This is a genomic window from Deltaproteobacteria bacterium, assembly GCA_016709225.1.
GTDB lineage: Bacteria > Myxococcota_A > Polyangia > Nannocystales > Nannocystaceae > Xiheibacterium > Xiheibacterium phototrophicum.
Genome location: JADJEE010000012.1, coordinates 2,399,190 through 2,412,920, shown reverse-complemented (window position 1 = coordinate 2,412,920; position 13,731 = coordinate 2,399,190). Strand labels below are relative to the sequence as shown.

The following is a 13,731-nucleotide window of genomic DNA, read 5'->3' as shown; positions in this document are numbered from 1 at the left end:
GCGCAAGTTTTCGACGCGGCCCCACGGTGCGAGGGTGGTGGCGGACTTGCCCAAGCGCGCGCGATGGGGCGATGCTCCTGCGGCCTGCCCGTGCGTGCGTCGCTGCAGATCTTCGTGACGATGTGCCTCGTCAGCTCCGCGTGCGCCGAGGCGCCGGGCTCGACGTATCACGCGTTGCCGGCGCTGCGCGAGGCGTTGGCGCCGTTGGGGCTCGAGGTCGAGCCGGTGTCCGACGCCGCCGCGAACCTGGCGTGGCAGGCCCCGGCACGCGACTGTCCGCAGGTGCTGCGCCTGTCCGCGTCCTATACGCCTGCGCAGATGCACGAGCAGGACTCGGTCTCGTGGCTCGCGCTCGGTCGCGATGCCGATCACGACGATCACGTCGCCGACGGAGTCGCGATCCCGGCCGGTGAGACCGCTGCGCTCGAGCTGTACTACCGCGGCCTTCGGGCCGAGCGGCGCGGCCAGGTGCGCGATGCGTCGGCGAGCGCGGCGTTCTACGGGCCGGCGGCCCCGACGGCGGCCTGCATGCCGCGGACCTGGGATCCGATGGAAGACGCGTTCGCGCTGGGTTGGCCGCTGTTGCCTGCGCGCACCGTTGCGGTCGACGAGCACTGGAACGGCCTGCGGGTCGAAGGGAAGTGCAACCGCTCGCCGTGCGTCGATCCCCAGACCGGTGGCGGCGGGCCCGACAATCACCATCGTGCGTGCATCTCGATGCCGTGGCGCGAGCGCCTGGCCGGTGTCTACGAGATCGCGGGGCAGCGCGTGGCGCTGGTCGAGAGCCACTGGGACGACGGCCACGAGGGCCAAGGCATCGAGACCGATCGCATGACGCTGGTCTCGCTCGATCACGGCCGCCCGCTGTGGTCACGCACGCGCGTCAACCATCGCTTCCCGCAGCCGACCGCCGATCGCAGCTTCGCACCGGTGGTGCGCACGTGGGAGCTGCAGGCGCAGGACGCCTGTGCCGGCGCGCTGCCGCAGCTCGGGGTCGCCATCGATGCCGACGCACGCGCGGCGATCGACGACGCGCTCGCCCAGCTCGCCGACGCCGAGACCCTGCGCCGCGCCGATGCCCGCGCGCGCCGCGAGAACCCCGACGACGGCACCGTGCGTCTGCCCTCGCCGTGAGCCCGACCGACGCGACCCCGAAGCCAACAGCATGGACAAGATCGTCATCCACGGTGGCCAGCGCCTCAAGGGCGAGGTCACGATCCACGGCGCCAAGAATGCCGCTCTGCTCATCCAGTGCGCGGCGCTGCTGACCGATCGCAAGTGTGCGATCCGGCATCTCCCGCGACTGTCCGACATCGCGACGATGTCCGAGCTGCTCGGCCACCTCGGCTGCGAGGTGACCGGTGATCGAACGCTGAAGATCGACCCCGCCGGCGTCGGCGAAGGTCCGCGCGAGGCGCCGTACGAGATGGTCAAGACCATGCGCGCGTCGGTCACCGTGATGGGGCCGTTGCTCGCGCGGCACGGGTTCTGTCGGGTGTCGCTGCCGGGTGGCTGTGCGATCGGTGCGCGGCCCATCGACCAGCACCTCAAGGGGCTCGAGGCGCTCGGGGCGAAGATCGCGATCAAGCACGGCTACGTCGAGCTCAAGGCCAAGCGACTGCGCGGTGCGAACTTCGTGTTCGACACCGTGACCGTCGGCGGCACGCAGAACGTGATGATGGCGGCCACGTTGGCCAAGGGTGTCACGCGGCTCGAGAATGTCGCGCGCGAGCCCGAGGTCGAGGAGCTGGCGCGGGTGCTCGTCAAGATGGGTGCTCGCATCAGCGGTGCCGGCGGCACTGCGATCGAGATCGAGGGCGTCGACGCGCTGGACGGTTTCGATCACGCGGTGGTGCCCGATCGCATCGAGGCCGGCACGTTCGCGGTCGCGGCCGCCGTCACGCGCGGCGACGTGATGCTGCTCGATGCGCCGGTCGATCACATGCACGCGACGATCGCGAAGCTCGAGGAGGCCGGCGTCGAGTGCCGGGTGGAGAACGCCGGCCTGCGCGTGATCGGGCCCGAGCGACTGTCGCCGGTCGACATCTCGACACGACCTTACCCGGGCTTCCCCACCGACATGCAGGCGCAGATGATGGTGCTCGCGACCTGTGCGGCCGGGCAGAGCCTGATCACCGAGACGATCTTCGAGAACCGCTTCATGCATGTGCCCGAGCTCGCGCGCATGGGCGCCGACGTCACCGTGCACGGTCACAGCGCGGTCGTGCGCGGCGGTCCACGGCTGACCGGCGCCGAGGTCATGGCGACCGACCTGCGCGCATCCGCGTCGCTGGTGCTCGCGGGGCTCGTGGCCGACGGCACCACCGAGATCCGCCGGGTCTACCACCTCGATCGCGGCTACGAGGCGATCGAGAAGCGGCTGCGTGGGCTGGGCGCCAACATCCGCCGGTTCCACGGCGCCAAGGGCTGAACGGGCTGGCCGTGGCCACGATCGGGTCGGGGTCGGGCCCCGCGAGGCCCGCTCGTCCAGCGCCGCGGCCGGCGAACGGTGGTAGTCTCCAAAGACCTCCGTGGTCGACGGTCTGACGTTCGCGCTGCCCAAGGGGCGAATTCTCCGCGGCGCGGCCTCGATCCTGGCGGCGGCCGGCTTCGATACGCGCGCGCTCGCGGCCGACGACCGCCGGCTCAGCATCGATCTGCCGGGCGGGCACCGGGTGTTGCTCGTCAAGCCGATCGACGTGCCGACCTACGTCGAGTACGGCGTGGCCGAGCTGGGCATCGCGGGCCTCGACACCCTGCTCGAGCAGGGGCGGGACCTCTACGAGCCAGTCGATCTGGGCATCGGTCGCTGCCGGTTGGTGGTTGCCGAGCCGACCGCGCGGCCGGCGACGCTGCGGCGCGGCACGAGCGTGCGGGTGGCCACCAAGTATCCCCAGGTCGCGCGCAGGCACTACGCGGGGCGCGGCATCGACCCCGAGGTCATCGAGCTGTCCGGCTCGGTCGAGCTCGCCGCGGTGACCGAACTCGCCGATCAGATCGTCGATCTGGTGGAGAGCGGCGAGACCCTGCGGCAGAATGGGCTGCGTGAGGTCGAGACCATCGTGGACGTGACGGGCCGCCTCGTGGTGCACCCCGCGGCGTCGAAGCTGCGGCCCACGGTCATCGCGGCTGCGGTGGCGGCGATCCGTGCGGCCGCGACGGCACGACAGGAGGTCGCGTGAGCACAGGCGCCGAGCGGCAACGTGACATCGAGCTCGTGCGGCGCGCGATCCTCGAGCAGCTGAAGCTGCATCCGCGGGTGATCGATCAGGGCCACGCGCCCGACCCGACCATGTTGCAGGAGCTGGCGGGTGCGCTGCCCCAGCTGTCGGCGTTCGGCGGCAAGACCTTCGCCTCGGTGCGGGCGATCCTCGACTGGGATCACCAGCTACCGTCGCAGTTCTATCTGCTGCGCGTGCTCGCCTCGTACGACGAGCGCGACCGCGAGCGCGTCGAGGCGGTCGTCGAGGATCGCGACGACGAGATCGGCGAGACCAATCTCTATCCCGAGTTCGATTTGCCCGACTACGGGGAGATCGACGCCAGCGAGTCCTACGTCGCGGTGCTGCGGGCCGGCACCTCGAAGATCGAGGACTTCCGGTTCCTCAGCCACTGGCGCAAGCAGGTCGGCGGCACGATCGCGGACCAGGCCATCAAGACCGTCACGCGCAGTCCCAACTACCAGAAGGCGGCGGCCTCGCGCCGCACCGACGGACTCGGTGGGGCGGTGGTGATCGGCTGGGCGCCGCCGTGCCTGGCGAACACCGAGAACTGGGCCGTCGAGATCTGGCTGCTCACGGAGTTCGACGGACACACCGGCAAGGCGCGGGTGTTCATGGTCGATCCGGAGCGCAAGGAAGTGACGCGCGAGTACGACACCGACGTGCAGCTCGCGTAGCGAGCCGTCGGTGTCGCCCTGTCGAGGGCGCTATCGGAGGTCGGCGAGCTGACGCTCGGCCTCGGCACGGCTGGCATGGTTGGCGGGCGCGACCGCGAGGAACTTCTCGAAGGCCTCGCGCGCAGCCTTGGTCTTGCCGCTGCGAGCCTGTGCGCGGCCGAGGAATACCAGCGCCTCGGGGTACCAATACTCGTGCGACGCCGCCTCCGCGCACGCCGACTCGAACGAGGTCGCCGCCTTGGCGATCTCGTTCGAATCGAAGTATGCGCGACCCCGGAGGTAGTAGGCCTCGTAGAGCGTGGCGTCGAGCTCGAGTGCGCGATCGAGTGCGGCGATCGCCTTGCCACCCTCGCCGAGCTCGCGCCACGACCGTCCGAGATCGACGTACGCGGCCGGGAAGCGATCGGTGTGCGAGGTGACGGTGCCGAGCTCTTCGACGGCGGCCCGCGATTCACCGGCGCGCGAGAGCTGCCGTCCGTACAGGAACCGCGCCTCGTCGAGATCGGGATCGATCTGCAGCGCCTTGAGGTAGTCGGGCCGCGCCTCGGGGTAGCGTCCGAGATGCTCGAGGATCTTGCCGCGGAGCAGGTGTCGCTCGGCGCTCGGGGTCGCGGGCATCGAGCGGTCGATCTCGGCCAGCGCTTCCTCCTTCTCCTGCGCGTCGAGCAGCGCCTGCGCCATCAGCAAGTGGGTCTCCCAGTCGTTGGGCGAGACCGCCAGCACGCGCTGCAGCAACGCCTTGGCGTCGTCGGTCTTGCCCTGCGACAGGCGCAGTCGCGCGCCGACGATGAGCATCTCGGTCGGTGCGTCGGGATCGTCGAGGCTGTCACCGACCAGCGCCTCGAGCTGGTCGTAGGTGCCCTCGCGGACGAAGATGCGGCCGAGCGGTGCCGTGAGCCCGACGAAGCTGCCGGTGCGCTCGTAGACCGCGAGCAGATCGCTGCGGCCGGCGTCGTGCTGCCCGAGCTGCAGGCGCAGCAGCCCACGCGCCAGCTGGGCGGCGTTGTCGTTCGGTCGTGCCTCGAGGGCTTGATCGTAGGCCGCCAGCGCGGCGGTCTGCTGGCCACCCTTGTCGAGCAGGGCGGCTTTGGCCCGTAGCACCTGCGCGACCGCGGCCGGATCGCCACGGTCGCTGGCGTGCTTGCGGGCGGTGTCCAGCTTGGCGATGCCGTCGCCGAGTCGATCGAGTGTCGCCAGCAGGCGCGCCTCTTCGATCGACGCCTGCACGAGCGTGGGGTCGCGCTGCAGCGCCGAGGCGAACGAGGTCTGTGCGGCCTCGCTCTGCAGGCGCATGGCCTGCACCTGGCCGAGCACGAGCGCGGTGTCGCCACGGCCCGGCCACTTGGCTTCGATCGCCTGTACCGCCGCGAGCGCGTCGTCGCCCTTGCCGGCCTCGAGCTTCGCCGTCGCCGCCAAGATCGCGACCGCGGCGTCGTCGGGGCGCGACTGCAGCAATGGCCGCAGCGCGGTCTCGGCCTCGAGCACGCGGTTGGCTGCGATCAGCGATCGCACCCGCGCGATGGAGGACGCGGTGTCGTCGGGCACGAGGCCCGCGACCTCTTCGTACAGTCGTGCCGCCTGGGCGGTGGCGCCGGCGGCCTGCGCCAGCTCGGCGCGCAGTCGCAGCCGCAGCGCGCTGGCCGACTTGCTGCTCGGATCGGCGGGGCCAAGCTCGGCGAGCCACGCGTGGGCCTTTCGCAGCGCACCAGCGTCGACCGCCGCATGGATGCCGACCACGAGCAGGTCGGGGTGGTGCGGGAGCTTCGTGAGCGACGCTTCGATCTTCGGCAGCTCCGCGCTGGCATCGATCGCGGCCTGGGCCTCGTGACGCAGCACGGTCGCGATCACCTCGGAGGGCGTGGTCGCGAGCACGGCGTCCGCCTCGGTGACCGCGTCGGTGAAGCGACGCTGTGCGATGCGGATCATCGCTCGACACACGCGCGTGCGTGGGCCGTCGTCGGCACAGGCGGACTCGGCCTGCGGCAACGCGCCGGCCGCGAGCGCGGCGAGCCCGAGCACGCGTTGCACGAAGGGCTCGCCCTGCTTTGCGTAGGGTTCGAGCCAACCGGCGGCCTGGCCGCTGCGCAGCGGATCGGGGCCGAAGCGCAGGTGCAGCAACAGCGCCGCCTCGGCCTGACCGACCGGATCACCGGTGGCGGCCGCGGCATCGATCGCCGCGGCGTAGCCGGCGGGCGTGTCGAGGGCGAGCTGTCCCAACACCTCGGGTGCGCGCTCGACCGCCTTGCCGGCCGGGGCCACCGGCGCATTGGGCTTGGGCTTGGGCTTGGAGCCGGCACCGCCGCGCGTCACCGGCACCTCGTCGCTCGGCGGGTCGAACACGCCGGCCGCCCACGCGCCGCCGGCGAGCAGACCGATGAGACCGACGCCGACCGCGGCGAGGATCAACGGACGTCGACCACCTTCGCCCCTCACGGCACGCGGTGCCGGCGAGCGGCGGGCACCCATGGGATCGACACCCACCGCGGCCACGTCGGCGGCTGCCTTCGCGCCGGCGGCCCTCGCCGCGGCACTGCCACCCTGCTTCGGTGCCGGGAGCTCGCCCGCGGGCACGAGCGCTTGCTCGGCCGCGGTCGGCAGGATGTGTGCGGGCTCGACGTCGAGCGCGGCCGGCGTGAGCAGGCCGCCCTCGGCCGAGGTGAGCATTCCGCCCTCGGCCGGCCGCAGCAGCCCACCCTCGGCGGATTGCGGCAGGTTGGCCTCGCTGGGCTTGGGCAGATCGATGAGGCCCGCGGGGCGTGGCAGATCGGTGACGCCCGCGGGCGCGGGTAGATCGGCGTCGCTGCTCGATGGAAAGTCGAGCTCGGCGATCGAGATCATGTTGTTGTCGGTGCCGAAGCGGGGCGCGCCGTCGGACGGTCGCGTGCCGCCGGGTGGGCTCGGTGGCCCGCGAAACGGCGGAGGCTCTGGGGCGCGGAACGCCGTGGGCACCGGACGCGACGGCGCCGGCAGATCCACCGAGGGCACCTTGAAGGTGCTCGACGTGCCGCGCTCCACCGGCGCGGGCAGATCCGACGGCGGACGAAAGGCAGGCGTGGCGGCGCGATCGACCGGTGCCGGCAGGTCGAACGGCGTGGGCACGTCCGGGCGTCGCGCAGCGGCCGGTGGCGAGGCCGGTGGCGAGGCCGGTGGCGAGGCCGGTGGCGAGGGCGGTGCAGCGGCGGGCCTGCGTGCCGGTGCCGGTGGCGGGGCCGCGCTCGACAAGCGCGGCGCCGGTGCGTCGATGGTGTCCCGCGATGGACCGCTGCGCGGCGGCGGCATCGGTGCCGGTGCGGAGCGAGCTGCGGGGGTCGCCACGGCCGGGGTCACACGCGACGACTGCGGCGTCGGGCCGACCGGTGTCCCCGACAGCAGATCGAGCTCGAGATCGTCGCCGGGCATCGGCAGGTCGAGCTCACCGAAGGTGTCGTCGAAGCTCGCGCCGTGCGGCCGCGTGACCGGGGCGTCGAGGGCGTCGTCGGGGATCAGTCCGAACAGCGTCGAGCCCGAGGTGGTGCCGATGTGGCCCTCTCCGCCGAACGCCGGCGGCGCGCCGACGCCATCGAGATCCTCGAGGCCGACCGAGGGTGGACCGGAGCTGCCCGCAGCCGCAGCCATCGGCGAACCGCAGCGCGAACAGCTGGGCGGCGTCGGCCGCCGCGCGTCCATCACGAAACCACACTTCGCGCAGGTCGCCATCTTCAGCTCGCGGCAGCATAGCACGGCAGCCCCAGCGCGAAGCGGCCGATGCGGGCCTGATTGCGGCACGACGGCGCCCATGCGCACACCTTCGTGTGTCCCGAGCCAGCGCGCACTGGAACCCCAGTCGGGCGTCGGGGCCCGACACCGGCATGGTCCAAAGCGAACAAACCAGGTAGTGATGCAGTGATGATCCTGCGCGATCCGGTCCACGGCCTCATCGCGTTCGATGGCGAGGTCGAGTCGGTGGTGGTGCGACTGCTCGACACCCGCGAGGTGCAACGCCTCCGCAGGATCCGCAGCCTCGGTGCGGCCTCGCTGGCGTTCCCGGGTGCGGAGCACTCGCGCTTCGCCCACGCGATCGGCTCGGCGCACGTCATGAAGCGCTACCTCCAGCGGGTCGCAAGGCTGTCGAGCGACATCCCGCAGCGCGAGCGCATCGAGCCGGACGACGCGCGCGTCGCACTCGCGGCGGCGCTGCTGCACGACCTCGGTCACGGACCCTACAGCCACACCTTCGAGGCGGTGGTCCCGGGCGCGCTGGCCCACGAGGACTGGACCTCGCGCATCCTGCTCGATCGCGGCTCCGAGGTGAACGCGGTGCTGCGCAGCATCGATCCCACGATGCCCGCCAAGGTCGAGCGGTTGATCCACGGCGAGCATCCGATCGGCCACCTCGCGCGCGCCGTGTCGGGCACCTTCGATGTCGATCGCTGCGACTACCTGCTCCGCGACTCGCACATGACCGGCGTGCGCTACGGCCTGCTCGATCTCGACTGGCTGCTGGGCTCGCTGCGCCTCGATCACGCTCCCGGCGCGAGCGCGGTCACCCTCACGGTCGACGGCGAAAAGGGCCTCACCGCGGTCGAAGGCTTCTTCCTCGCGCGGCTGTACATGTATCGCCAGGTCTACCTGCACAAGGCGGTGCGCGCCGCCGAGGCGGTGCTGCGGTCGTTGTTTCGTCGGCTCGCGCGGCTCGGCCCGCAGCGCGGCACGCCGGCCCCGCTGGCCGCGCTGCTGGCGGGTCAGCCGATCGACGTCGCGGGCTATCTCGATCTCGACGATCACGCGCTCGAGTCGGGGCTACGGGCGTGGAGCGACTCGGACGATCGTCAGCTCGCCGAGCTGGCCACGCGGCTGCGCGAGCGACGGCTGTTCAAGACGCTGCGCCTGCGCAAGGACGTCGCCGTCGAGCAGGCCCGCGAGCGCCTCGCCGAGGTCATGCGCAGCGCCGCCATCGACGGCGATCAGGCGAGCATCGATCGCGTCGAGATCGATGCGTACATCGAGGACGCCACCCTCATGGTCCGCAGCGGTGGCCGGCTCGAACGGCTGCTCGACGCGTCGCCGGTACTACGCGGTCTATCGCGCGAGACCTTCGTCCACTACCGGGCGATCTTCCCGCCCGAGGTGCGGCCGCAGGTCGCCAAGGCAATGGCCGACCTCGCCGACCTCAGCTGAAGCGTGGCACGTGCCGTCGGCGATCGCCGTCACACCCGCGTGGGGGCGAGGGAATGGCGACGCCGCACCCTGGATTGAACCCCTTCGTGACCCGCCCGCTCGTTCGTTCGCGTGACAATCGCGTGCTCTTTGGCGTCTGCGCCGGCCTCGCGGAGCGCTTCGGTGCCGACCCGGTGTTGTTCCGCCTCGGCTTCGTGGCCCTTGCGCTGCTGTTCGGCAAGGGCGTGCTGCTGTACTTGATCCTCCTCGCGGTGATGCCGTCCAGCCCGCGCGCCGCGATCGCGTGACGCCGGTCGCACGGCTCGGGCGTCGTGACGAGCCACCGCCTGGGCCGCGCGCGCGCTCACCGGAGCGTGTCCGTGATCACGACGGAGGCTCGCGCCATCCGGCCGGTGACGGAAGCCAAGGGCCGCATCCACTCATGGCTCGCGATCGGTGCCGCGATGCACCGAAGAGGAGCTGAGCGATGAAAGCCCTGATGACCATCCTTGCAATCACGACCGTGCTGGCGGCTGCGTGCGACGCCGAGCAGGCGCCGACCTTCGACCGCGACGCTGACGAGCTCGTCGACGACGGCGACGACGCGCCCACCCGACTCTCGATCGTCACGACGTTCGACGAGTTCGTCGACGGCGAGCTGTGGCTGGGCGCCGACCGAGCCTCGGGCACGCTGCGCACCGAAGAGGGAGACTTCGCGGTCGAGCTCGACAGCTCGCCTTCGCGTGACAACCCGAACGTGGGCGCGAGCGACTTGCAGGCGACGCTCGACCCCCAGGAGCTTCCGCCGGAGGACCACGGCACGTGCACGATCTGCGACGCATCGTGCAAGGAGACCTCGGCTGGCTGGGTCTGCAAGACCTGGAACTGCCGGCACATCGCCTGCTGACCGTCGCCCGAGCGCGGGCCACTTCGTGAACCGAGGTGGCGTCCGAGCTCCGCTAGCGGCCCCGCGACAGCTTCGCGGGGCGCTCGTAGCGGGCGAGGTCGAGCAGGCCGAACTCGATCGGCGAGTCGTTGCGGTAGATCTCCGCGACGCGATCGCTGGTCTGCCAGAAGTCGGGGTCGGTGCGACGCTTGCCGAAGTCGTGTTGCAGGGCCGCGTAGTCGGCCTCGCCGTCGACCGCCGCGAAGCGCCGCACGAACTCGCCGAGTCGCGCGCGCTCGACCTCCCAGAACGCGTTCGGGTAGGTACCGACGAAGCCGCGGGCGATCGTGAGGGTGTCCTCGGCCGGCACGCGTCGGTTCTCCTCGAAGAACGGTGACGCGATGTTGGTGTGGCCGTCGTTGCGGATGATGCTGATGATCTGCGAGCCCGCGGGTGCGTCGGGGATCAGCAACAGCGCTGCCTGCACGGCGTGCTGGAGTCGCGCGCCGTGGAGCTGGCCTAGCTCGGCCAGTGGGGTCGCGATGTCGTCGGGTGCCTCGTCGAGATCGTAGCGGCGTTCGAGGAGCTTCTCGAAGTGGCGGGCGAGCGCGGCGTAGAGCTCCTGCTTGGGTCGATCGGTCGCGTACTCGATGCCGGTCGTGATGTCGGTCTTCATCAAGCGATCGACGAGCTCGCGGTACGGACGCTCGTGGGTGTCGCGGTACCAGTACGCCCGCTCGCTGCTGCGCGCCCTCGGTGGCAGGAGCTGCAGGAAGTTGATCTCGCTCTCCATGCGCAAGAAGTCCATGTACGTGCGCGTGGCGAGCTGATGCCCGACGTTGCCGTAGACGTCGAAGCCGGCCACGAGCAGGTAGTGGATGCGCTCGAAGACGGGGTAGTCGATCACCCACGCGGTCTTGGGGGCGTCACCAACCATCCCTTTGACCACCGCTGCGCTGTCGAAGTGGCGGAACACCGTGAGCACCGCGTTGGCGTTGTCACCGTCGCCGTCCCACAACATCCCGAGGTCCGCGCGACGCTCGGCGAAGTCCTCTCGCAACGCGCGCTGACGGGCCTTGGCCCAGCGCTCCTCGTCCTTGCTCTGGTGCAGCCAGGTCGCCAGCGGCCGCGCATTCGAGCCCGCCTCGGCCGGCAACGCGAGCGCGCTGGCGTTGCGCGCCAGGAACCCGGCGTCGTTCAGCTGGGTGTCGAGCTCGGGGTCGACGAAGTAGACCCAGAACTGCTCCTCGATGACATTGATCGCGCCCGGCCCACGACACACCGGGCCCTTGATGAAGCCCATGATCGTGAACTCGGCCTCGTCGAGCAGGAAGCGATAGCGCGAGCGCGCCGGGATCGCAGCGAAGGTCGCGAAGGGGTTGGCGCCGTTGCGGTAGTCGGGCACCGCGTCGAGCGTGTAGTCGGCGTCGATGAACCACTTGGTCCAGCGCTCGCGTCGCGCCTCGTCGAGGCGGTAGGGCAGGTGCAGCTTCGAGATGATCGACTCGTGCACGGGCCACAGGCGGTAGAATGGACGCGCGACGCCGGGATCGTCGTAGGGCCGCCGCGTCGAGATGCGCTCGATGGGCTGACCGGGCGGGGTCTTGGAGCGCACCAGCTCGAAGAACTGCGGCGCACCCTGTGGCTCGCCGAAGTAGAGGTGGGCGAGGAAAAGGTGCTCGTAGAGATAGCGGCTGGTCAGACGCGTCTTGGCGTCGTCGGCGTTGAAGAACGCCTCCCAGCGCTCGACCTGCTGCTGCAGCGACGCGGGAAGCGGGGGTGTGGGCGTGCTGCGGGCACCTTCGGCGATCCACCGCGTGACGATCTCGTGCTCGCGATCATCGAGGCCCGGCAGCGCGAACGGCATGCCCCACTGGGGATGCTTCTGCGCGAAGTGGCTGTACTCGGCTTCGGTCGGGCACTGCTGATCGCGGTGCAGGTCGAGGTCGATGTCGTCGGACAGCGTCGCGCCCGCGCGCAGCGGATGCTTGCGCTTGAGCTCGAGCGCGCGGAACAACACGCTGGCCTCGCGATTGGCCTTCTCGCTCTGGTCGTGCTCGTTGAGCACCGGGCGGAAGTCGTGCTTCTCGCGCCACGCCGTCGTGCTCTGCTCGTCCTCGAACAGCCGCGTGGGGTCGATGTTCAGCAGGCGTGTGGCCTCGTAGACGCGCTGCTTGCTGATGCCACGATCGATGCCCTCGGGCGAGCCGAGATCGAGCTGGCACGGTGCGTCGAAGCAGGCGTGGCAGACCACGCAGCGCGCCTCGAGGATCGGGCGCACCTGCGTGGTGTAGTCGATGGCGCCCGCGTCGACGTGATCGATGCTGCGATCGCGCACCGCGAGCGCGCCGAAGCGCCGTTCGAGCTGACGCTCGCGCTGCGCGACGCACGAGCACAGCAGCATCGCCAGGACGAAGCGTCGGACCCATGGGGTGCGCGGGGGCGTCGCGGTCGCGGGCATCGGCGGGTGCAGCTTCGGCAAGGTGGGCCGCGAGTGCAACCGCGGTGCCGCGCGACGACGCGGCGACCCACGCATGCGCGCGGGCACGCGCCCGTGCGGCCACCGCCCAACGTGGCGTCAGCGCCCGCGATCACAACGCCGACAGCGGCGTGATCACGAGCTCGCCATCGCCCGCGCGCAGGCCCGCGGTGGTCGAGGCATCGAGGGCGGCGCCGTAGTACGACGAACCGCCACCGCCACCGGCGGCGTAGGCCGCACCGCCGCCGTAGTAACCGCCGCCGCCGCCGGCGATGTGATACGAGTCCATCAACGGACCACCGCCGACGCCGAGATCCCCCGCCGTCGCGACATCACCGGGGCTACCGCCTGCGCTCTGTGTGCCGCCGGTTGCCGCCGTGTACCCGCCGTAGCTCAGGCCGGGGTCGCCGTCGAGGCCACCGCCCGCGCCGCCGGCTCCGTGGTCCGGACAGCCGCAGTTGCCCCCGCCGCCCCCGGCCGCGACGGCGAGGCGCGCGATCAGATCGTCGCCGATGCGGACATCCGAAGCACCGCCACCGCCGGCTGCGTACAGGCCACCGTTGCCGCCGCCGTTGAAGCCACCGGCGCCCTCGGAGGTGCCCTGCCCGCCGACCGCGATCGTCAGCGTCTCGCCGGCGAGGGACGGCAAGGTTGCGGCCACGTAGCCACCGAGCCCGCCGTCGTCTTGGTGCGTGTCGTCGCAACAGCGTGCGCCACCGCCCTGCGCGCCCCAGGCCTCGATGCGCAGCTCGTCGACCCACGCGGGGACCTCGAAGCTCTCGCTCGCGCCGGTGAACGAGAACGTGAGGCTCTCGAAGTGACAGGCGGCGTCGCAGAGATCGCCGGCGACGTCGTTGGCATCGTCGCACTGCTCGGTCGCGCGGTCGAGCACACCATCGCCACAGACCGCGACCGGCTCGCCGCTGCTCGACGAGCCGGAGTCCGTCTGCGCCGTCGTGCTCGAGCTCGACGTGTCGTCGCCACCGCTGCTGCTATCCGCCGCGCCGCTGCTGCTGCCATCGTGCGTGGTGCTCGTGTCGGTCGCGCTCGATCCGGAGCTGCTGCCGTCGGTGGTCGACGTGCCGCTCGACGAGCCCTCCGTGCCGGTGTCCGAGGAGCTTTTCGCCCCCGGGTTGAAGCAGGCGGCCGTGGTCGACAGCGTCACCGTGAGGACGGCACGCATCACGGTGCGATCGAAGGTCGGGGAGGTTTGGGGGTGCATCACGTCTGTGCTCCTCGGGCGGGGAACATGGCGATCGCGCGCAGGGCAGCGAGCGATCGCGTGCTCGGTGTCGCTCGAAGATAGCGACGCCGGCCATGGGGCCGAGGAGA

General features: G+C 71.2%; 10 protein-coding genes. 7 read left to right on the top strand and 3 right to left on the bottom strand.

Annotated features, from left to right (window positions below; translation table 11 throughout):
• The first annotated feature begins 90 nt into the window (after positions 1–90).
• The 4 genes from IPH07_35005 to IPH07_34990 all read left to right on the top strand — a co-directional run bounded on the left by IPH07_35005 (position 91) and on the right by IPH07_34990 (position 3,898).
• Positions 91–1,134, top strand: a complete 1,044-nt coding sequence (locus IPH07_35005; GenBank protein ID MBK6922652.1) for a hypothetical protein — start codon at positions 91–93, stop codon at positions 1,132–1,134.
• Between the two features lie 31 nt (positions 1,135–1,165).
• On the top strand, positions 1,166–2,431 hold the full coding sequence (gene murA, locus IPH07_35000) for a UDP-N-acetylglucosamine 1-carboxyvinyltransferase (protein ID MBK6922651.1): 1,266 nt from the start codon (positions 1,166–1,168) through the stop codon (positions 2,429–2,431).
• A 100-nt stretch (positions 2,432–2,531) separates the two neighbouring features.
• A complete protein-coding gene (locus IPH07_34995) occupies positions 2,532–3,182 on the top strand; it encodes an ATP phosphoribosyltransferase (protein ID MBK6922650.1) in 651 nt (216 codons plus the stop codon).
• A complete protein-coding gene (locus IPH07_34990; protein MBK6922649.1) occupies positions 3,179–3,898 on the top strand; it encodes a hypothetical protein in 720 nt (239 codons plus the stop codon). The genes IPH07_34995 and IPH07_34990 overlap by 4 nt, the downstream gene beginning before the upstream one ends.
• Before the next feature lie 30 nt (positions 3,899–3,928).
• Here the strand turns inward: IPH07_34990 and IPH07_34985 are convergent, their stop codons facing one another.
• A complete protein-coding gene (locus IPH07_34985) occupies positions 3,929–7,594 on the bottom strand; it encodes a tetratricopeptide repeat protein (GenBank protein MBK6922648.1) in 3,666 nt (1,221 codons plus the stop codon).
• Between the two features lie 189 nt (positions 7,595–7,783).
• Between IPH07_34985 and IPH07_34980 the strand changes: the two genes are divergently transcribed.
• The 3 genes from IPH07_34980 to IPH07_34970 all read left to right on the top strand — a co-directional run bounded on the left by IPH07_34980 (position 7,784) and on the right by IPH07_34970 (position 9,941).
• A complete protein-coding gene (locus IPH07_34980) occupies positions 7,784–9,055 on the top strand; it encodes an HD domain-containing protein (GenBank protein MBK6922647.1) in 1,272 nt (423 codons plus the stop codon).
• 53 nt (positions 9,056–9,108) lie between these two features.
• Positions 9,109–9,342 (top strand): PspC domain-containing protein, encoded by a 234-nt coding sequence (locus IPH07_34975; GenBank protein ID MBK6922646.1) that lies wholly within the window; start codon positions 9,109–9,111, stop codon positions 9,340–9,342.
• 191 nt (positions 9,343–9,533) lie between these two features.
• Positions 9,534–9,941: a hypothetical protein gene (locus IPH07_34970; protein ID MBK6922645.1), complete on the top strand. Its 408-nt coding sequence runs from the start codon at positions 9,534–9,536 to the stop codon at positions 9,939–9,941.
• Between the two features lie 52 nt (positions 9,942–9,993).
• Here the strand turns inward: IPH07_34970 and IPH07_34965 are convergent, their stop codons facing one another.
• Positions 9,994–12,381 (bottom strand): fatty acid cis/trans isomerase, encoded by a 2,388-nt coding sequence (locus IPH07_34965; protein ID MBK6922644.1) that lies wholly within the window; start codon positions 12,379–12,381, stop codon positions 9,994–9,996.
• Positions 12,382–12,511: 130 nt separating this feature from the next.
• Positions 12,512–13,624 (bottom strand): hypothetical protein, encoded by a 1,113-nt coding sequence (locus tag IPH07_34960; GenBank protein ID MBK6922643.1) that lies wholly within the window; start codon positions 13,622–13,624, stop codon positions 12,512–12,514.
• Positions 13,625–13,731: the final 107 nt, after the last annotated feature.

Excerpts from the sequence above, each read along its gene's own strand:
- murA (MBK6922651.1), top strand. The coding sequence starts at position 1,166 with ATGGACAAGATCGTCATCCACGGTGGCCAGCGCCTCAAGGGCGAGGTC.
- IPH07_34985 (MBK6922648.1), bottom strand. The coding sequence starts at position 7,594 with ATGGCGACCTGCGCGAAGTGTGGTTTCGTGATGGACGCGCGGCGGCCG.
- IPH07_34980 (MBK6922647.1), top strand. The coding sequence starts at position 7,784 with ATGATCCTGCGCGATCCGGTCCACGGCCTCATCGCGTTCGATGGCGAG.
- IPH07_34975 (MBK6922646.1), top strand. The coding sequence starts at position 9,109 with ATGGCGACGCCGCACCCTGGATTGAACCCCTTCGTGACCCGCCCGCTC.
- IPH07_34970 (MBK6922645.1), top strand. The coding sequence starts at position 9,534 with ATGACCATCCTTGCAATCACGACCGTGCTGGCGGCTGCGTGCGACGCC.
- IPH07_34965 (MBK6922644.1), bottom strand. The coding sequence starts at position 12,381 with ATGCCCGCGACCGCGACGCCCCCGCGCACCCCATGGGTCCGACGCTTC.